The organism is Paenibacillus sp. Y412MC10 (assembly GCF_000024685.1).
In the GTDB taxonomy this organism is placed as follows: domain Bacteria; phylum Bacillota; class Bacilli; order Paenibacillales; family Paenibacillaceae; genus Paenibacillus_AQ; species Paenibacillus_AQ lautus_A.
Window position 1 is genome coordinate 4,143,202 of record NC_013406.1, and the last position, 19,323, is coordinate 4,162,524.

Sequence of the window (19,323 nt, forward strand, 5' to 3'; positions counted from 1 at the left end):
CTCTGCTTTACTTCTCCGTTACGTCTACGTTTTTGCCATAGGCTTCAAGCTGCGTTAATGCCGGAAAAAGCGCCTCATCGCCTTTGATCAATCGTTTGAGCACCAACCATTCCACTTTGCGGGGCTGGATCTCAAAATACTGGATGCTTCGGCTTTTCACGGGATACAGCTGCTCCGTTGAACCGTCGGAGAATGCAATCGTGACTTCCTTCCACCAGCTGTCATGAGGAAAATCCCCCCGTAAAACAAGACCGATCCGGTCAAGCTCAACCATTCGCCCGAAATCCAGCGTCAGCTCCGCATCCGCCTGCTGGTTAATTCCCCAGGATTGATACGGATACGAGCCATGATTGCAGTTGGCATAAATGCCGTCGATCGCATTGCGCGCAAAGAAGGTAGGATCATTTCTGGTTTCTACGTTTGCGTGAGCATGCGGATAAGCGTTGGAATCATGCTTCTGGTCATGGGTATTCCATGCCAAATTCCGATATTGGGTAATTTCGCTCTCCGTCGCATAGCGTACCGAAACATAATGTTTTGTCCCCGTAAATGCCTTCTCTGGATAGGCTTGCTTGTACGACAATGGAACTTCGTATTCCCAGCTGGTGCCCTTGACATATACCAGGGACGGAAAGAGTGCCTCATCCAACTGTACCACCAAATACCGATTCGGGTGCTCCGTCGTAATTCTAAATTTGTCGCCGGCGGCGTACTCCAGCTGTTGACAAGCCAGGTAAGTGAAATCCTCGCCTTCCCGCTCCATCACGCGGTCATGGGAGGATTGCGAATGACGGTCACCCTCCACCCTCACGTTCTGTTCATGATTCAGCAACTCAATTTTGATGCTTGGCATATCCTTCTCTCCTTGTTCAAGACATATAATGAACTCAAATCGATTTATATGAACCCATATGAACATTATACATCGAACGAAACGAACAATGCAGCTTTTTCTAATTGTCATGGCCAGTAAATTCGGATGTTTTCATTCAATGAGTTATTAGCCTATACCATGGGCTGTTGCTCACCATATGATGTATGGTGCCGTACCGCATTCCATGATTATCGTTAGCATAAATTCAACGGATTAGGAGCTGTTGTTGGTGAAATCACAAACGAAACTGACCGGAAGGGTTATTTTCCGAGGAGATCCAGGTTACGATTCGGCTCGTAAGAATTGGGATCCCCATACGAACAAATTTCCCAAAGTGTTTGTTTTCGCTCGAAAGACCAAAGATGTGGCAAACGCTATCAAATGGGCTCGTGAGAATCGTGTCCCCATTCGTCCAAGAAGCGGAAGACATGCGTTGGAAACCAATCTTTCACAGGTAAACGGAGGCATTGTCATCGATGTCAGTGAGATGAACAAAATTAAGCTGAATAAAAAAAATGGCACCGTGATTGTCGAGACCGGCAACAGAGTGGGGAGAATTGCAAACACGCTTGCAAGGCAAGGATTCATAGCCCCCTTTGGCGACAGCCCTACGGTCGGGATCGGAGGAATTACGCTCGGTGGGGGCATAGGACCGCTGCAGCGTACCATTGGCCTCATCAGCGATAACCTGATCAGTCTGGAAATGGTGGATGCCAAAGGTAACGTGATCAAGGCTAATAAAAAACAAAACGCAGACCTTCTGTGGGCATCCCGCGGCGGTGGCGGCGGCAACTTCGGCATTTACACCAAATATAAATTCAACGTACGCCGTGCTCCGGAAAGCGCAACCGTGTATCGTATCACCTGGCCTTGGAATCAATTTGAAAAGGTATTAAAGGCTTGGCAGCTATGGGCTCCTTCCGTCGATACCAGACTCGGCAGCGAATTAAGCATTGGTCCGAAAAAAGGCGGCAATGTTTCCATGGAAGGGCTGTTCCTCGGGCCGAAAACAGAGGCAATCCGCCTCTTAAGCCCGCTCACGAGCGTCGGCACACCGACAATGAAAACCATCCGGCAGTTGCCTTACACCGAAGCTGTCAACTTCTTACTGCCTCCTGATCCAGTGCTTACTCAAAAATTCAGCAACCAATTCTCCAGCGGTTTCGGCAGGCGGCCGTTCCCTGATAAAGCAATTAAGTACATGCGCGAATTTTTAGAGAAAGCGGAGGCAAATTCTACCGCGGGATTCTTCTTCCTCAATTGGGGCGGAGCCGTAAGCCGTATATCTCCTAAAGCAACCGCCTTCTTCTGGCGTAAAGCAAAATTTTATGTAGAATGGAATACTTCTTGGATCCAGCCTTCCGATGCCGCTAAAAACATCGCCTTAACTCGCAATACGCGCCGGAAACTGCAGCCTTATATCGTGGGTTCCTACATCAACGTACCAGACCAAGGGATTAAAAATTCCGGGCCGGTGTATTATGGCACGAACTATCCAAGATTGCGGAAAGTGAAGGCGAAATACGACCCGGAAAACGTATTTAACAATCCTCAAAGCATTCCCCCTGCCCGATAAGCACAGATCCTACAACAATAAACATCCATGATTATTTTTCAAGTGCAAACAGGGCTGCTGTTGTTCCATGAATCTGAGTCGTATCAAAAACAGGGATATTCGTATCTTCCTGTTTAATAAGAAGACTAATCTCTGTACAGCCGAGTATGACTCCCTGGGCACCTTGCTTCTGTAATTGGTTGATCACACGCAAATATTCGTTCTTGGATTGTTGAGAAATAATACCCAAGCACAATTCGTCGTAAATGATATGGTTGATAAGTTGTATGTCATCTTCATCAGGAATCAGCACATGTATGCCGGCTGCAATCAATCTTTCCTTGTAGAAATCCTCAGTCAGCGTGTATTTGGTTCCAAGCAAAGCTACGTGATCTATACCGCTTTCTATCAGCTTCTTCGAAGTGGCATCTGCAATATGAATAATGGGAATCTGGATTCTTTGCTGAATGATCGGAGCAACCTTATGCATCGTATTGGTGCAGATAACGATAAAATCCGCACCTCCCCTTTCAAGGTTTACGGCAACATCTCCTAAAATTTCAGCGCTCTTGTTCCAATTCCCAACGGCCTGGCATTCTTCGATTTCTTGGAAGTCCACGCTGTATAGCAAAATTTTTGCGGAATGCAGCCCACCCCGTTGTTCCTTTACGACCTCATTTATAATCTGATAGTACATCACGGTGCTCTCCCAGCTCATGCCTCCGATGAGTCCAATTGTTTTCATCATTGCCTCCGTAAGATTCAATTTTTCCGTGTCATTACTCTAATGTAAACAGATGTTATGATCAACGCAAGCAGCAGCCGGCATAACTGGTCGACAAGATGGCCGTCGTGCCGAATGTCAGGAATCCGTTTATCATGGTGAGCAGCTGCCCTGGCGCCCACGCTCCCAGTGGATCATGGAATCAGATCAGCCGATCAGCATCCATTCAAAAAAAGGACACTGCCCAAATCAGGCAGTGTCTTAACTCTCTCTATGACTCATAATCAATGCATTACAAAGTCATGGCATGTCCATATTTCGCGAGGAAGGCTTCCTTAGCTTTGTAGTCCTTCATCACGCTGCCGACGCATCGCCAGAAAGATCGGTCATGATTCATATGCAAGAGATGACAGAGTTCATGAATGACCACATAATCAATGACCTCGATGGGCGCCATCGCGAGGCGATAGTTGAAAGTGAGATGCTTCGCCGAGCTGCAGCTGCCCCATTTCGTTTTGGACTCCTCGATGATGAAGGATCTCGGCGTGACTTTCAGCTGCTTCTGATAAATTCGGATTCGTTCCGCGATCACCTTCTTGCAGCTTACGAAGTAAAATTTCTTCAGATCCCGTTGAAGCTCCTCTTCCGTTCGCCCGTCCGTTTCGATTAACTCATGCAGCGAATAATACTGCCCAAGATGAAGGAATTTGCCTTCATCCTCGTATGCCTTGACCTTCGGAGCCGTTCGGGCTGCCTCGATCGCATGCAATTGCTTCACGATTTTGCTCCCATGCCGCCTTACGGCGTTGATCACCGTCTCATCGCTTGTACGATTCGGTGCCTTCACCGTGATCAGACCCGATGGGTGGACATGGATCGAAAGCTTTTTGCGTGGGCCATATTCTACATGACATTCGATTTGTAGTTCTCCTACTTGGATTTTCATCTATCACCAACATCGTTTCCGTAAGTTTTTTATTATCAGATGGCGGAAAGTCGTTTAAGCCTCACGATTGCATCTCGTTTTCGATTCGTTTCATAAAGTCTTCGGCCGCACTGTAGCCGAGTTGTTTAAGATACCAATTGTTGGCCGCCGCCTCGATCAGACTTGCTACGTCGCGCCCCGGCTGTAGCTGAACCTCGATATGAGGAATTTGGATGCCTAGATATTCCGTAAATTGAGGCACGGCCTCCAGCTCGTTGTTTAGGGAATTTTCACGCCAAGGCACCAATTCAATGTCGAGCACGATTCGTGTCTCATCTTGAAAAGCCGTGCGCCCGTATTGACGCACCACATTGATCAACCCGATGCTTCGCAGCGCGAGAAACTCTCGGGTTGTCTCATTATGCGTTCCAAGAAGAGTCGAAGGGCCTAGCTTTTTTAGCACCACGATATCGTCCGCCACAAACCGGTGGCCCCGCCGGATAAGGGTGTGGGCCGTTTCGCTTTTGCCAATGCCGGATTTGCCCCGGAGCAGGATTCCAATGCCGGATACATTCACGCATACCGCATGGATCGATATCTCCGGAGCCAGCGTCTTCACCAAATAACTGTTCAACTTGGCAATAAACTCCGTTGTCGTCTCGGTTGTCCGCAATAACGGGATTCCTTCCTGATTGCAGAATAGAGTCAGATAAGGGATCTCCTGCTGTCCTGAGGTGACAATAAAGCACGGCGGGTGATATTTGACGATATTCCCGATATGCAGTTTGCGTTCTTCTATGCTAAGCGTCAATAAATAATTAATCTCTTTACGGCCGAGCACCTGCACTCGCTCCATCGGGAAAAAATCGAAATACCCGACAAACTCCAGACCCGGTCTGTGCGTCTGCGCACGGGTAATCATTCGATCCATGCGATTGGCGCCTGCAAGCACTTCCAAATGAAATAACTCCGTAAGACTTTGAACGGTGATCGACTTCATGTTGTTCTCCTCCTGCGGCTATAAGTGTTCCTGAAAAGGCCTGATCATTATTGCAGCATTCGGATATATTCAACGGCCGAGGGGTACTTTCCTGCAACTCATTGCTCAAACGCTAGATGAACGACAGCCTCGCGCCGATTTGACCGATATGGTTAACGTCTGCCCACAAGATGAAATAAGCGTAGAACATATCCCCAATTTGGACAGGGCTCGGATATCTCACAATAAGGGCTGCTTGGTTATTCATCTCCGTTGGCTGGTCAGCTGACGGATAAATGAAGCACGCTTCTTGATTTTGTATCATAGCAGGGACAATCCTTGGAGAAGAACCGTAAGGCATTAATGGATGAAAAGCTTCGGAGCTGCATACATCGGCAATCCGGTCGCCAGACGAAATCGCGGATACCTGGAAGAAACCGTCGAAGCCCTCGTATCGCTCTTCACTGACCGGCCGCCAATTTGCGGGATACGGGAAGGACACCCGGTATACAAGGCTTGTGAACATGCTTTTCGGAACCTTCCTGCCACCTGGGGACCACTGCAAGGCAGTAATCCTGCCTCCGCTAACGACGTGCATCGGTATCTGTTCCCTGATATCGACGATCCAAAGCTGACTAGCGAATTCTTCAGCAGTGCACCCGGACAAATAGGCGATTTGGGCACCGTCCGGCGACCAATCGACGGGTGTGGCGAAACAGTTGGAAACTGCAACCGTCCTTTGATCCTGACCGGTACGGCTGTCAATCTGGATGAGCGAATAGTAATTTGGCTCGCTGTAGGCTGTTGCGCTGTAAGCGATGCTTTTAGAATCAGGAGACCACACGGGAAAATAGTTTTTCGCGAGTGGGCCGCCTTCCAATGCATAGATGGTGCCGTTTGCCAAATCCACCGTCGAAATCATGGAGATGCTTGCTCCAGGGGATGTATACAACGCGAAGGTTCCATCCGGGGAAATCCGAACGTCGTGGAGCGGACCGTCCGTTAGATGTGTGATTTGTCTCCGTTCCGTGCCATCGGTCCGAATGCGGTAGAGCTGCGTAACCCCGCCAGAATCAGGAGACGCAAATAGAAGCTCCATGCCCGAAGGGAACCACTGGGCGTCCGTTGCTCCGGTCTCCGGGATGGAATAGCTACGATGAGAGGCCGTATCATAAATGACGATCCGATCATTCTTGACATACGCCAAAGACCGGCTATCGGGAGACCAGTCCAGCAGCGTGTACGGTTCGATCTGATCAATTCTGGCTACAGTGAACGATACGGTATCCAGCACATGGACCACATGGCCGATACCGATGAATGCGATACTCCTCCGGTCGGGCGACCAATAGGGAACCGAAAATTCCGCGCCGAGCCCTTGAGTAAGTTGAAAATCAAAACCGTCCTGAGGGCGGTACAGCCATATGTCGAACGATCCGCCGCGGTTCGATGTGTAGGCAATCCACTCTGGAACGATACCATGAGAAACAGTTTGCAAGGCCAACATCCTCTCTTGAATCATCTGATACTTCAGATATATTCAAAGAAGAACGGTTAGGCGACCGTCCCGGAACGCAATTATGAGCAGAGCTTCACCATAAAACCGAAGCCTGGGTCGGTAAATGGAATAAGCTTAAGCGATGGGCGTTCCATTCGGCAGATCGAAATCCGGCTTCAGAAGCACCACGTCCCCCTGCTCCGGTACGCCGCCGAGCACAAGCACCTCAGATTGATAGCCGGCAATGCGTCTAGGCGGGAAATTGACGATGGCCACGACTTGGTTTCCTACAACGCTATCCGCGTCATACCGTTTCGTAATCTGTGCACTTGTACGCTTGATCCCGAGCGGGCCGAAATCAATCTTCATTTTAATGGCGGGAACGCGCGCTTCCGGGAAGGGCTCTGCTTCCACGACCGTCCCGACGCGAATATCCAGCTTGGTAAAATCATCGATGGTTGCCATGCATTTAACTCCTTACAGGTAGGTTATGGAACATGTTCATGTGCTTCGCGACATGAAATTTAAGTACCATCTTACCACCTGGGGTTGCAGGCATTCAAGAGACAGATTGGTTTAGAACGTTCTTTGACGAAGGAGATCAGCTTAGGTGTCACACGAGATGCCGGACTGGCCCCTCTAAGATCGTTGATCTTCCACAAGCCTCAGCCAATTCTGATGCTGCTTGCACACCTTTGCCCAAATCTGATCCCGTTCTAAAGTGGAGTAGATGACGAGCGGCTCGTAAAATACGTCCGCCAGGATCTCGAACCACTCCGATTTCGACGAGACCTCTACGGTGTCCAGCATGCTGCCGTTCCATTTTCTCCAAATGCAGCCTTTGAGCTCGTTCATGCCCACATCGTGCCGCTGCCTGACAACCAATAGATCCATCCATGTGGATTCCGGCGATCGGCTGTAAAAATCATGATTTGTTTTAAATAATTCCAAGCTGCTTACAACCTCAGGCGCATAATCTACCCCTACATAGGAATATTGGGGATCATGAATCAACCGCCAGCCCTGATCCGTTATGGCGGACGGCTCAAGCACATACGTGAACGGCCCCTGTTCATATTTCCCGAATTTCAATGGGATCGGCTCCCATGGCATATCCCCGAGACCGACGTCGACAAGCCAAGACTCTTCTTCCCCAAGATCTTCGTTCATGAGGCTGACCGTTAACCCAAGATGGAAGCCGTTAATCCGTGGCTCTTGTCCTAACGGTTGTACGCCGGCCTTATGCCAACTAACCGCATACCCCAAGGCTCGAAGAAGAGCGGTAAAAGCTCCATTCAAATGAAAACAATAACCGCTTCGTTGATGGATCAGCAGTTGTACCGAATTTTGGATATCCAAGGGAGTCGGTTTCCCGGCAAAAATATCCAGGGTCTGCCAAGGAATTCTTGCCACGTGCGCTTGATGCAGCTCGAATAAATATTCCTTTGTCGGAGCCTTGATTTCGGATATGCCTAATCGGTTCAAATACGCCTTTACCTCGCTATGCGTGATCATAAATACCTGCTCTCCTTCTCCTGTTTTAGCTTATCATAACCAACAAATTGACCTGCATGGAATGGTCAGTTTGTTGGTGTTATAAAAGACAGGAGGGTTCCCGAGTGGTTAGTTCATGTTCCAGGCTTTTTGCAGCAGCCGAATGCCCGTTTCCATTTCGGACGCATTCAAGCTGGCAAATCCCAAGTAGATCCTCGGGTACTGTCCAGCGTCTTGACGCTGATTTATCCACGTCTTCCGCAAGTCGTATACTTTCACGCCGGCTTTCGCAGCCTCCTGAATCAATTCCTCCGAGGTAGCTTCTTTTTTGACGAGCAGTTGAAGGTGAAGCCCGGCATTCTGACCGGTAATTTCAACATACTTGCCAAGATGAGCCTCGATTAGCTCGATTAACCGATGATGTCTTTTCTTGTACAGGTTACGAACTTTGCGAATATGGCGAAACCAATGCCCCTGTTCGAAAAAAGCGGTCATCGCCCACTGCTCCACACGCGATGGAGCAAAAAACACCTCCTGCTGCATTTGGGTCAACTGATGCTGCAGTGCCTGTGGAAGAACCAGATAGTTCATTCGCAGTGCGGGGGTGAGCACTTTCGAGAAGGTGCCGGCGTAAATCACCCGTCCTTTATCGTCCAATCCTTGCAGCGAAGCAATCGGCTTGCCCTGGTAGCGAAACTCGCCGTCGTAATCATCCTCGATGATGTATGCATGTTTAGCATTCGCCCACTCCAGCAATCGTTCCCGCTCCGGATACGGCATAATGCTTCCTGTCGGGAACTGGTGAGAAGGCGTTACGTACACGAGCTCTGCATGACTTTGCTCCAATCGGTCAAGCGAGATCCCCTTATCGCCAAGCGATATCGGAAGAATCTCGCAGCCATTCAGCTGAAATTGATCCCGTACCAGGCTGTAACCCGGTTCCTCAACGGCAACATGCTTCATCCCTTTCAGCATCCTGGAGAGGAGACCTATGCTATATGCCGTTCCGGCACCGATAACTATTTGATCCGGCGTTGAATTGACCCCTCTGGAATTCCGCAGATATTCGGAAACCACGCGCCGAAGGGCGTATTCGCCTTGTGGATCCCCATACCCTCCGATCTCGCATAAATGGTGGTCCAGCGCTTCCTTGAGCATTTTATTCCAAATTCGTACAGGGAAGGCAGCTTGATCTAATCGGGTTGGATTGAAATCGATGACATTGGGATTGGTATGCGCATGGGAACGAATAACTGGCATCGTGGTCATGGAGGGCGGCTGTTGATGCTGTTGGGAGTATGAGAATTCCTTGTAGGGATTCATGACGTATAGCCCCGACCTCGGTTTGCTGATCACATACCCTTCTGCCGTCAGCATCTGATAAGCCGTCTCGATCGGCGTCTTGCTTATATTAAGCTGAAGCTGGAGGGATCGCACGGATGGCAATCGTTGTCCGTCGGGAATAGCGCCGTTTCGGATACCCTCACGAAGTTGAAGGTATAATTGCTGGTATAACGGAAACTCGCTTTGCTCGGGTAAAAGGATATCAAACATAATGGACCACCTCAGGCTTTTTAATATAAATTCACGACCCACATTCCATTCAATCTGACTTGCATAAACAGCTCCAAAGTGACCATTTCTATGTGGTCAAATATATTCTAAGCTAGCTATAGGCTGAATGTACACTAAAACTACCTGTTCAGTACGAAAGGACGAATGAGCCAATGACAACGCCTATCCATCTTCGGCACAAAATAGGGCAAGGCATATCCCCCCGTCAATTTATGGAGGGCATGAAGCGCCGGGAAATGAAACTGAGCAGCATCCCCAATACCAAGGAACAGTTTAGGCAAGTCTATGACCGCTTTCAATGGGACGACCCAGAAATTCAACGGTTCTTCGCTGAACGTAACGAGCGTGGCCAACTGCACTGCCTTATCCTCTGTACGGATTGGTGTCCGGATGTGATCTGGAATGTTCCCGTCTTGTTCCGGGTAATGGAATACAGCCGCATACCGACCGAAGTGCTCATCATGGAAGAGCATCTGGAAACGATGGATCTCTTTCTTACGGGCGGTGGCCGCGCTCAACCGATCGCTCTCTTCCTTAATGCGGCAACCGGCGCGGTTCTTGGACAATGGGGCGCACGACCGGCATACATCCAAAACGTCATGGACGAGTTCAAAAGAAAACACGCTGATAAACAAGCCGATTCATATCAGGAACAATTGGATCAGGTCTACACAAGGATCGGTGAACTCTACCATGACGGGAACGATTACCGGAAGGTCATGCTTCAGGAGCTAAAGGAGCGGTTTACTTCATTCGCATGAAATGGAATCGCACTGACTGCGGTTCGACTTCGACATCTAGGACATATACAAGGTAACGTGCGATCAAAACCTTCTAAAGTGAGCATGAACGTAACTTAACTCACACTTCCACTGCTTAAATCTTCCTGAATATGTTATCATTACTATCGAAAGCGCCTAATGGAGTTGTTGTGTATACAACGGCTTATTAGGGTAAGTAATTAGAAGCTTTCCATGTATAGGACTTCATTAACTGAGTGCAAGGGAGAGAAACATGGATGACAAAAAATGAAGCTCAGCGCCCGTCCCGCGTCGTGATCATCGGTACAGGCGCTGTAGGAGCAACGACTGCGTACACCTTATTCTTGCGGGAAAGAGTATCTGAACTGGTATTGATCGATGCCAACCATGACAAGGCTCTTGGCGAAGCCTTGGATATGAACCACGGCCTCCCTTTTGCCGGCGGGGTGAAACTTTGGGCTGGAGATTACAGCGATTGCAAGGATGCAGACATCATTGTCATTGCCGCAGGCTCCAACCAAAGACCGGGCGAGACGCGAATTGATTTATTGAAGCGGAATACGGCCATATTTGACGATATTATTCAAAATATCGTGAAATACAACGATCACGGCATCATTCTCGTGGCTACGAATCCGGTTGATATTCTGTCTTACGTCACATTGAAAAAGAGCGGCTTCCCGGTTAATCGGGTAATCGGTTCCGGTACCCTGCTCGACAGCGCCCGCTTCCGTTATTTGATCGGGCAAAACAAAGGCATCAATCCGCGCAGCATTCACGCCCATATCGTCGGCGAACACGGCGATTCCGAGCTGCCGCTCTGGAGCATCGCCAACATTGCCGGTATCGGGATCGATCTGACGGACGATGAAAGAGAAGATATCTTTGATCGTACCAAGAACGCCGCATATGAAATCATCAACGCCAAAGGCTCCACTTCCTATGCTATCGCATTGGCGCTTGACCGGATCATCGTCTCCATTTTGCAAAACGAGGGTTCCGTTCTCAATGTGTCCACGCTGCTTACAGACTACCATGGCGTGTCCGACGTATATCTAGGGGTGCCTTGCGTGGTTGACCGCACCGGCGTGCGGGAAATTCTCAGCCTTGAGTTTAACGACGAGGAATTGACCCAATTCCATGCTTCCGCTAACAAACTGAAAGAACAGATTTCCAAAATCTTCGAATAACCCAAACAAGGCTTTCCGGATGAACGTTCCGGAAAGCCTTGTTTTATTTAGCATGGCATCCGTGCACGACGAGGCCCGCTTGCTATCCATTCGCTGCATAAATTGAGAATGCGCTGTATATCAGAAGCAGTCCCATCAATACATTGAACGTACGTTCATATCGGGACAACAGGTTCTGGAACAGCGAACCGCATAGCGCCCAGGTCATATTGGCGCAAATGCCAACGATGGTGAGCAGTATCGAGAATAATAACAGCTGCACATGGGTTGCTGCGATTGGCATCACGAAGGTCGATACGGCCGTAATCCCGTATAAAATGACCTTCGGATTCATGAATTGAAATATGAATCCGAACGTAAAGCTGTTAAATCCGCCTGGCTTATCATCTGCATCCCCCTGCGGCCTGCTTCGCATGATTTTTACGGCAAGATAAATCATATACAGGAAACCGATCATATTCATAACCGATCGAATCTTCGGGATGTATTGATACATTGCCAAGTTGAAGTAGCTGGACAGCAGCATAATGATCAAACACCCGGCTGCAACCCCGCCGATAAAGCGCATCGTTGCTCGAAAACCGTAACTTCGTGCGTTGGTCATCGAAATAATGTTGTTGGGACCGGGCGTAAATGAAGCTACAATGGCATAGGTCAACAGCGGAAGGATAAACAAGCTCTTAACTCCTTTCTTGTTTGTATGTTATAGTGATTGTAATCGGTCGTTATAGCGACCGTGCGTTATCATTATACAGTATGTATGTTATAACGTACAATATGTACAGTATAGAGGTGAACCAACATTTGAAGCCCATCAATTTGATATTGGCGAACAATTTAAAGATACTCAGGGAGCAGAGAAAGCTGAGTTTGGATAAAGTCGCGGAAATGACCGGCATCAGCAAGACGATGCTGGGTCAGATTGAACGCGGGGAATCGAGCCCCTCCATAACCACCGTCTGGAAGATTGCCAACGGATTAAAGCTTTCTTTTTCGTCGTTGATCAATGAGCCGCATTCCGGTACCGTCGTAGTATCACGGGAAGAGGTGCAGGCACTGGTTGAGGATAACGGCCGCATTCGCATTTATCCGTATTTCCCGTATGAAGACGGGCGGCGCTTCGAGATGTATTCATTAGAAATGGAACATGGCGGTTATTTAAGTGCAGAGGCCCATATCGAGGGTACGGAAGAGTTTATTACCGTTTTCGATGGTGAGGTCACCATTCGTGTCGATCATGAGGAATATACGGTAAAGCAAGGTGAATCCATCCGCTTCAAGGCAGACAAACCACATGTCTATCACAATTCGGGTAATTCCCTGAACCGGTTAAGCATGGTGATCCATTATTCCGGATCATGATGTCGATGCTAAGCAGCAACGGCACCCTTTTCATGAAGGGTGCCGTTGCTGTTTTGAAACTGTTGTATTATTAACGTTTTACCGACGCAGCGAATTTGCGCTGACCACCCCATACCGGGACAGCAGCTTGCGGCCGAGCAGCCCCACGGCCCGGTCTGTCAGGAACCCCATTAACCCCAGGCAGATCAAGCCGACAAATATCCAATCTGTACGGAAGAACAATCGTGAATTCCATATAAGATAACCAACGCCTTCATTGGATGCAATCATCTCGGCCCCGATAATCGCCATGAACGAGGTTCCCATGGCAAGCCGAATGCCGGTGAACATGAAAGGGACGGTTGCAGGAATGACGACATGCAGCACAATCTGCCATTCGGACGCCCCCATGCTGCGGGCGGAGCGGATCTTATCCTCCTCAACGGATAGAACGCCCGTCAGCGTATTCAAGACCACGATGAAGAAGGTTGCATACAGAATAAGCATGATCTTCGATGTCTCCCCGATGCCGAACCAGACCAGAAACAAGGTTATGAACGCAATCGGAGGAATGAACCGAATGAAATTGAGGAAAGGCTCGGCGAAAACACGGATTGGTCCGACCTTCCCAATCATGATTCCGACCGGGATCGCCAGCAGACTGCCAAACGTCCAGCCAAGCAGCACGCGGTACGAACTGATTCCGATATATTGAATCAAGGTGCCGTCCGTCAACAATTCGTATCCGCCCTTTGCCGTATAGACGGGACCGGGCAGAATTTCCGGGCCATACGCAAGGGACAGCAGATGCCAGACGCCAAGTCCTACCATCCATAACAGGATATGCAGGGACCATTTTTTAAGATGATTGCTCACGGGAACGCCTCCTCACTACTCGTCAAAATGCGATTGGATTTGGTTGTGCAGGGCATGGAAGGCCGGGTCTGACAAATCTCTCGGGTATGCAAGCGGCACCTCATAGATATCCGTTATTCTCGAGGAAGGTCCTGCAGACATAATGCCGATGCGTCCTCCCAGCAGAAGTGCCTCCTGAATATCGTGCGTCACGAAGATGACGGTTTTGTCCGTATCCTGCCATATGCGGACCAATTCCCTTTGCATCGTGCGTCTTGTCATCGCGTCCAATGCGCCGAACGGTTCATCCATGAGCAGGATCGAGGGATCATTGGACAACACCCGTGCCAGTTGTACCCGTTGTTTCATGCCGCCAGACAGTTCGCGCGGATATTTGCTTTCATGTCCCGCAAGGCCCACAAGCTCAATAAATTCGCCGGATATCTCCCTTCTCTTCTCAGCTGGCATCCGTTTCATGCGGAGGCCGAACTCCACATTCTCCCTAACCGTCAACCACGGAAACAAGGATGAGTCGGCTTGCTGAAATACGACGGCACGATCCTGGCCGGGGCGCTCCACTTCCTTTTCCCCTACCCTTACTTGACCTGATGTCTTGGAGACGAAGCCGGCGATCAGACTGAGCAGCGTCGACTTCCCGCACCCGCTCGGTCCCAGCAGGACGAAGAACTCCCCGCCTTTAACCGCCAGGTTGACGTCCTGGATAATATAATGTAAACCGCCTGCCGATGCTGATGCCTGCGTGTAACTTTTATTCAGCTGCTCAATATGGATTTCATTCTGCCTTGACGCTGCTCTCATTTTCATCATCTCCTTACTTCAAATCAATGACTCGATCCGGGAAGGCTGTTCTTACCAAATCCAGATTCAATTTATCATTCAGCTCGAAATCCTTCTCGATGATACCGTTAGCGACCATGTATTCCTTCTGTCCCCGCAATCCCGCATAGGCTTTGTCCGTAAATCCAATGCTCCATGGATTCTTCGGCAGATCCTTTAAGGTCGCTTCCTTCGGCTGCTTGACTTCTTCGTACATCATATCCGCTGTTTCCTCCGGATGGGCTTGGGCATAAGCCGACGCTTCATCCAGCGCTTTCAGAAACGCTACGAATCCTTCCTTGTTGCTGTTGATTAATTCATTTGAAGCGATCAAACCGGTGCCAAGCCTTACCGGCGTCTTCGACATATCCGATAGCTCTCTGGCTTCGGCAAGGGCACCGAACTTTTCGTTCAGCACTGCTCCATATACCCATGCGGCGTCAATTTCGCCTTTTTTCAGCGCCACGTAGGCCTCGTCGAAGCCTCCTTGCCCGATCAGCTCCACATCCGACAATGCAACCCCGTTATCGGCGAGATAAACATCCCACAGATAGGGAATGAATGTGCCTCTGGAGAAACTCAATTTCTTGCCCTTGAGATCGGCAGCGCTGGCGATCTCTTTACGGACGAACAGTTTCCATTCGCTTGCGCTCAAATCCGTGGCTGTTCCGGTTGAGGCGAATATAGAGTAATCGCCTTTGCTAACAGCATTCAGGAGTGGGAAGTCTGCACCAAATGCAACATCCACCTGCTTAATAAACAAGGAGTTCACGCCTTCGGCCGGCGTTGCGAAGTTCACCAGCTCGGCATCAATCCCGTGTTTGTCGAAGATCCCCTTGCTCTTAGCTATACGAAACACCGCATTCGTGGAAATATCGGCGATTTTCAATTGAAATTTACTCTCTTGACTGTCACCGCTGGCCTTACCGCATCCGCTAAGCAAACTCATTGCCAGCGTCGATATCAGAAACCAAGCATGCCATCGTTTCAAATAAGGTCTACGCATCGCGATCCCTTTCTTTCTGCGTTATTTCATCGGTCCTGGCCACGCATAACGCCCCCTCCCCATAGGAGATCGTGCCTTCTACTTCCACGGTCGTAACGGCACCTCTCGGTGCGGCACCTGGCAGGCGGTAATCTGCCACATCAAGCGGAGCAATCTCGGTCTCTATGGGCAATTCAAGCTGTGGCACCCATTCATAAGGAACCCGGTATGCGCGGTAGACCATATTGGAGTTGCGGATATTTTTATAAGGCGATATATATTCCCATACCAGTTCAAATTCTCTTGTCACCTCGAATATTCGGCCGTCGGCTCCTTCGGTAATCAAGGTGTTGCCGTTGGGCAGACGCTGTGCTGAGCTGATATACGGACTGTAGAAGCGGTAAGAGTCCAGCGGAGCCTGAAAGCCGGCCTCCGTGGGCGTATACTGCCATTCAATCTCTAAGGTTACGGGATTGATTTCCAGAATTCGCGAATGGTCGCGCCGCGCTATTTTCAAGCCATCTGCCGCTTCCGGATTCGGCTTTCCGTATCCGCCCCAGCCGCCGTTGTCGAAGATCAGAATATTGCCTTCGCCCGGTAGTCCCTTCGGTATGAGGTGAGCATGATGCTGGCCGATAATCCAGCCAATATGCTTCGTTTCCTCCGTGGAATAGTCGGGGCCAAGCTTCCAGACAATGTTCCCGGTTTTTTTATCGATGATGGCAATAATGTTCGTTTCCCGTGCATCCCAGATGATATTATCGGGATGGAAGCGTTCGTCCCCCGCATCATAAAACCGGTTAGGACCAAGCACAGATACCGAGTTAATATGCATCCAATCGCCGGCATGGGCTCCGAAGCCGCGGGTATTCGGATCACGGGATAACGCTAGCTTCGCGTCCTCATCAAAACCGAGTTCATCAAAGTGATCGCTAACCGCCCATTCCCAAATGACATTGCCTTCCCAATCCACTTCGATGATCGTATCGTCCAACAGTTCGATGTCGGAAATTTCGGGACGCTTCACATTTTTGTGAGCAAGAATAAGCGTATTGCCGGAATCTACCTTCGGATCCTGCCCGGGTATATAATAACCGACGGGATTGCCCTCACGCTGGTAATCATGATGCTGGCGAGCCATCCATTGTGCCGGATGACCCGGATCCTCTATGTATTCATAACGATCGAATTTCCAGACGATATTGCCTTCCCAGTCGACCTGTACCAGATTGGTTTCATCCTGAAACCCGTATTTCGGATCGCGCTCTGAGGTGCTCCCAAGCACATAACCTCCGGGAAAGAGCTTGTTCGGAAATCCCCGAAGCCCTTTCCATAAGTGAACCTCCCTGCCGTTCATGTCAATCAGGAGGGCGCCGGTATCCGCGGCTTGATAAATCGTGTAGCCGCTCCACGCCTTCCCCGGCTGAAATACGGTTGTACCCGTTGGATAAATCGTTGGATGTCCCATCGTTCAACTTCCTTTCTGATATGAATTTTAGTAAGAAATGAATTTGTTCGAGCGTTTCAGTGAGCCTGGATTGCTTTGATCAATTGCTGCCGGCGTATCGAAAGATGGGCGGGGCGGCCGAAGCACGAAATCCGAGAAGCCCTCCAGATGATCGTTCAACCGTTCAAAATAATGGATCAGATCCCGCAGCTCCTCATGCGAGAATATTCCGAATATTCGTTCGATCGAACGCCCGCCTATGTATTCGTTACGCTTCACCATTTCTCTTCCAGCATCCGTGATGTCCAGCACAATCGATCTCCGATCGCTCTCGCTCCGTCTTCTCACCGCGAACCCGCAAGCCTCAAGTTTATCGCACAAGGCCGTTACCGCTCCGGACGTAAAATCGAGCTGTTCCGCAAGCTCCCCAAGCTTCTGCTCCCCATCCCGCAATATGGTGTTCAGGATCAACAAACCTGGCAGCGATACGCCTTCTATCGAGATTTTGTCACGCTCCTTGACAAATCTCCGCACCATTTTGCGAAAATGCCAATCCGCCTCTTCCATTAATGCCCAATCCGCTTCTTCCATGCCGCTCCTTCCTGTGGAACGATAGCCTCAGACTCCAAGCCATAATCCGTAACGATGTCCGGAAAATACAGAAAGGCTCCCATTTCCCCTTCCGTTAAAATAACGAAATCGAGTAAACAGGAGCCTTTGGTAGACCAATCGGCTGATATATCGTTCAATACTAAGATAATGAATGATCATTTAATGAGGACTGAATGAATTTGCTTGTGGCTAGATTAAACCAATTAATACCACCTGTCAAGTAGGAATTAAATATATATTTAAACCATCAAAACAAAACCCCGCACTAGATGCAGGTTTCTCCAAAGCCAAGCATATTGATATTGCATAAAGGTTGTTCCTCTTCTTTGTCGATAGGTCTCGAAGAGGATGCAAGAATAGGCTGCATGTCGATTCAGAAAATCCTATAGAAAAAAGCCGTCGAGACGGTTCCTCGACAGCCTGCATGCATCCATATGTTTGAGCTTGCTGTTAACATGCAATCTCATCTACCTTAACCCGATTTTAATAAATGCTCGCTTTCTTGGAGGTTTGCTGAATCCCGTCAGTTCCATGAACCACCGTGTTTCCCCAGCCGGTCAGGTTTCCGCTTGGCCCTGCAGCCAGATCCAGATCGTTCAGCTCCGGGCTGTTTCCGTACCAGGACCAAGCCAGCCAGCCCACTTCCTTCTGCTGTCCGTACTTCATAATAGCAATCTCATCGACATCTGCGCCTTGATGATAGCCGCCGAACTCCCCAATGATTAAAGGCAATCCTTTGTTTAAAACATCGTCCATATTCGTTTTCACCGTAGCGGCATCCTTACCGGCATACTCATACATATGGATGGAGAATACCGTATTCTTCAGTTGATCGGAAGCAAATACCGCGGCTCCCTCATCCACGATGGATTGCGGGTATTGCCCCCATCCGGCTGCATCAACGATCAACGTATTCTTAATGCCCGCGTTTCTTAATTTGGGAATGGCCTGCTTATAACCATCGGCCCATCCGCTGCTGTTCCAATTTCCATACCATTCATTGGCAATATTGACGATGACGCGGTCTTCTTTTCCGATCAATGCCCCTTTGATGCTGATCCAATAGTCGACGGCCGTTCAAGGGAAGCATACTCATCTTTGCCTGTCGCATCATGCACCTCCAGAACGGCTATCATTTGATGCTGCGACACCAGCGAGATGATACTGTTGACGGCGTTCAGGTCATCCTTGATCCATTGCGACCCGTTCGACAAGACGACTCGTACGGTATTGGCTCCCGTTTGCGCGATAGCCGGAACAGCCGCGTTCAGATCATTCTTGTACCAGGTGTGGGGATGATTTACACCCCTCATCACAAAGGCTTTGCCCGTTGAATCATACAACTTGGTACCGTTTACATAAAATCCTGGGGCTGCTTCTGGTCTGGGAAGTCCACCGCCTACTGACACAAACGCCAAGATCGCGACTAGAATAGACTTCCATCCCTGCATCCATATCAACATCATCTTCCTCCTTCTGGATTCATATCATTTGATTTCTAGCCTCGACACTAGATGATGAATCAAAACCGAAGTGTTTAGAGTGTTCTTAAAGGCCGATAATATTTAGGTAATCGTTTAAGTAATAATTCGAATTTTATATGCCTAGCCTTCACCTGTCAATGGTGTATGCATGTTTATAATAATGTTGCGTGCAAAAGATTTCGTTGAC

The 19,323-nt window shown here is 49.2% G+C and carries 18 protein-coding genes and 1 pseudogene; 4 read left to right on the forward strand and 15 right to left on the reverse strand.

Annotated features, from left to right (window positions below; translation table 11 throughout):
* Nucleotides 1-7 precede the first annotated feature (7 nt).
* Entirely contained in the window at nt 8-853 is an 846-nt protein-coding gene (locus GYMC10_RS17785) for a hypothetical protein (protein ID WP_015735804.1), read from the reverse strand.
* A gap of 250 nt (nt 854-1,103) precedes the next feature.
* Between GYMC10_RS17785 and GYMC10_RS17790 the strand changes: the two genes are divergently transcribed.
* Nucleotides 1,104-2,450, forward strand: a complete 1,347-nt coding sequence (locus GYMC10_RS17790) for an FAD-binding oxidoreductase (RefSeq protein WP_015735805.1) — start codon at nt 1,104-1,106, stop codon at nt 2,448-2,450.
* Nucleotides 2,451-2,481: 31 nt separating this feature from the next.
* Here the strand turns inward: GYMC10_RS17790 and GYMC10_RS17795 are convergent, their stop codons facing one another.
* The 7 genes from GYMC10_RS17795 to GYMC10_RS17825 all read right to left on the reverse strand — a co-directional run bounded on the left by GYMC10_RS17795 (nt 2,482) and on the right by GYMC10_RS17825 (nt 9,603).
* On the reverse strand, nt 2,482-3,174 hold the full coding sequence (locus GYMC10_RS17795) for an aspartate/glutamate racemase family protein (RefSeq protein ID WP_015735806.1): 693 nt from the start codon (nt 3,172-3,174) through the stop codon (nt 2,482-2,484).
* Nucleotides 3,175-3,445: 271 nt separating this feature from the next.
* Complete coding sequence (locus tag GYMC10_RS17800) at nt 3,446-4,099, reverse strand: M48 family metallopeptidase (RefSeq protein WP_015735807.1); 654 nt, start codon at nt 4,097-4,099, stop codon at nt 3,446-3,448.
* Nucleotides 4,100-4,160: 61 nt separating this feature from the next.
* Nucleotides 4,161-5,078: an HPr(Ser) kinase/phosphatase gene (gene hprK / locus GYMC10_RS17805; protein WP_015735808.1), complete on the reverse strand. Its 918-nt coding sequence runs from the start codon at nt 5,076-5,078 to the stop codon at nt 4,161-4,163.
* A 112-nt stretch (nt 5,079-5,190) separates the two neighbouring features.
* Complete coding sequence (locus GYMC10_RS31635; RefSeq protein WP_015735809.1) at nt 5,191-6,564, reverse strand: PD40 domain-containing protein; 1,374 nt, start codon at nt 6,562-6,564, stop codon at nt 5,191-5,193.
* Between the two features lie 126 nt (nt 6,565-6,690).
* Nucleotides 6,691-7,020: a chaperone CsaA gene (csaA, locus tag GYMC10_RS17815; protein WP_015735810.1), complete on the reverse strand. Its 330-nt coding sequence runs from the start codon at nt 7,018-7,020 to the stop codon at nt 6,691-6,693.
* Nucleotides 7,021-7,194: 174 nt separating this feature from the next.
* Nucleotides 7,195-8,070 (reverse strand): arylamine N-acetyltransferase family protein, encoded by an 876-nt coding sequence (locus GYMC10_RS17820; protein ID WP_015735811.1) that lies wholly within the window; start codon nt 8,068-8,070, stop codon nt 7,195-7,197.
* Between the two features lie 108 nt (nt 8,071-8,178).
* Complete coding sequence (locus GYMC10_RS17825) at nt 8,179-9,603, reverse strand: PLP-dependent aminotransferase family protein (RefSeq protein WP_015735812.1); 1,425 nt, start codon at nt 9,601-9,603, stop codon at nt 8,179-8,181.
* Between the two features lie 173 nt (nt 9,604-9,776).
* On the opposite strand from GYMC10_RS17825, the gene GYMC10_RS17830 reads away from it, so the two are divergent.
* A complete protein-coding gene (locus tag GYMC10_RS17830; RefSeq protein WP_015735813.1) occupies nt 9,777-10,385 on the forward strand; it encodes a thioredoxin family protein in 609 nt (202 codons plus the stop codon).
* Between the two features lie 257 nt (nt 10,386-10,642).
* Nucleotides 10,643-11,575 (forward strand): L-lactate dehydrogenase, encoded by a 933-nt coding sequence (locus GYMC10_RS17835; RefSeq protein WP_015735814.1) that lies wholly within the window; start codon nt 10,643-10,645, stop codon nt 11,573-11,575.
* 82 nt (nt 11,576-11,657) lie between these two features.
* Here the strand turns inward: GYMC10_RS17835 and GYMC10_RS17840 are convergent, their stop codons facing one another.
* A complete protein-coding gene (locus GYMC10_RS17840; protein ID WP_015735815.1) occupies nt 11,658-12,251 on the reverse strand; it encodes a LysE family transporter in 594 nt (197 codons plus the stop codon).
* A 128-nt stretch (nt 12,252-12,379) separates the two neighbouring features.
* Between GYMC10_RS17840 and GYMC10_RS17845 the strand changes: the two genes are divergently transcribed.
* A complete protein-coding gene (locus tag GYMC10_RS17845; RefSeq protein ID WP_041622013.1) occupies nt 12,380-12,937 on the forward strand; it encodes a helix-turn-helix domain-containing protein in 558 nt (185 codons plus the stop codon).
* 78 nt (nt 12,938-13,015) lie between these two features.
* Here the strand turns inward: GYMC10_RS17845 and GYMC10_RS17850 are convergent, their stop codons facing one another.
* The 6 genes and pseudogenes from GYMC10_RS17850 to GYMC10_RS17875 all read right to left on the reverse strand — a co-directional run bounded on the left by GYMC10_RS17850 (nt 13,016) and on the right by GYMC10_RS17875 (nt 19,115).
* A complete protein-coding gene (locus GYMC10_RS17850) occupies nt 13,016-13,792 on the reverse strand; it encodes an ABC transporter permease (RefSeq protein ID WP_015735817.1) in 777 nt (258 codons plus the stop codon).
* Nucleotides 13,793-13,807: 15 nt separating this feature from the next.
* A complete protein-coding gene (locus GYMC10_RS17855) occupies nt 13,808-14,590 on the reverse strand; it encodes an ABC transporter ATP-binding protein (RefSeq protein ID WP_015735818.1) in 783 nt (260 codons plus the stop codon).
* A gap of 13 nt (nt 14,591-14,603) precedes the next feature.
* Entirely contained in the window at nt 14,604-15,614 is a 1,011-nt protein-coding gene (locus tag GYMC10_RS17860) for an ABC transporter substrate-binding protein (RefSeq protein WP_015735819.1), read from the reverse strand.
* Nucleotides 15,607-17,061 carry an aryl-sulfate sulfotransferase gene (locus GYMC10_RS17865; protein ID WP_015735820.1) on the reverse strand — a complete coding sequence of 485 codons (1,455 nt, stop codon included), beginning with the start codon at nt 17,059-17,061 and terminating at the stop codon, nt 15,607-15,609. The genes GYMC10_RS17860 and GYMC10_RS17865 overlap by 8 nt, the downstream gene beginning before the upstream one ends.
* Nucleotides 17,062-17,088: 27 nt before the next feature.
* Complete coding sequence (locus GYMC10_RS17870) at nt 17,089-17,631, reverse strand: MarR family winged helix-turn-helix transcriptional regulator (RefSeq protein WP_015735821.1); 543 nt, start codon at nt 17,629-17,631, stop codon at nt 17,089-17,091.
* A gap of 504 nt (nt 17,632-18,135) precedes the next feature.
* Nucleotides 18,136-19,115, reverse strand: a pseudogene (locus GYMC10_RS17875) (glycoside hydrolase family 5 protein).
* Nucleotides 19,116-19,323 lie beyond the last annotated feature (208 nt).

Coding starts and splice junctions, on each gene's coding strand:
- GYMC10_RS17820 (WP_015735811.1), bottom strand. CDS start 8,070: ATGATCACGCATAGCGAGGTAAAGGCGTATTTGAACCGATTAGGCATA.
- GYMC10_RS17830 (WP_015735813.1), top strand. CDS start 9,777: ATGACAACGCCTATCCATCTTCGGCACAAAATAGGGCAAGGCATATCC.
- csaA (WP_015735810.1), bottom strand. CDS start 7,020: ATGGCAACCATCGATGATTTTACCAAGCTGGATATTCGCGTCGGGACG.
- GYMC10_RS17835 (WP_015735814.1), top strand. CDS start 10,643: ATGACAAAAAATGAAGCTCAGCGCCCGTCCCGCGTCGTGATCATCGGT.
- hprK (WP_015735808.1), bottom strand. CDS start 5,078: ATGAAGTCGATCACCGTTCAAAGTCTTACGGAGTTATTTCATTTGGAA.
- GYMC10_RS17795 (WP_015735806.1), bottom strand. CDS start 3,174: ATGAAAACAATTGGACTCATCGGAGGCATGAGCTGGGAGAGCACCGTG.
- GYMC10_RS17860 (WP_015735819.1), bottom strand. CDS start 15,614: ATGCGTAGACCTTATTTGAAACGATGGCATGCTTGGTTTCTGATATCG.
- GYMC10_RS17825 (WP_015735812.1), bottom strand. CDS start 9,603: ATGTTTGATATCCTTTTACCCGAGCAAAGCGAGTTTCCGTTATACCAG.
- GYMC10_RS17865 (WP_015735820.1), bottom strand. CDS start 17,061: ATGGGACATCCAACGATTTATCCAACGGGTACAACCGTATTTCAGCCG.
- GYMC10_RS17785 (WP_015735804.1), bottom strand. CDS start 853: ATGCCAAGCATCAAAATTGAGTTGCTGAATCATGAACAGAACGTGAGG.
- GYMC10_RS31635 (WP_015735809.1), bottom strand. CDS start 6,564: ATGTTGGCCTTGCAAACTGTTTCTCATGGTATCGTTCCAGAGTGGATT.
- GYMC10_RS17855 (WP_015735818.1), bottom strand. CDS start 14,590: ATGAGAGCAGCGTCAAGGCAGAATGAAATCCATATTGAGCAGCTGAAT.
- GYMC10_RS17800 (WP_015735807.1), bottom strand. CDS start 4,099: ATGAAAATCCAAGTAGGAGAACTACAAATCGAATGTCATGTAGAATAT.
- GYMC10_RS17870 (WP_015735821.1), bottom strand. CDS start 17,631: ATGGAAGAAGCGGATTGGGCATTAATGGAAGAGGCGGATTGGCATTTT.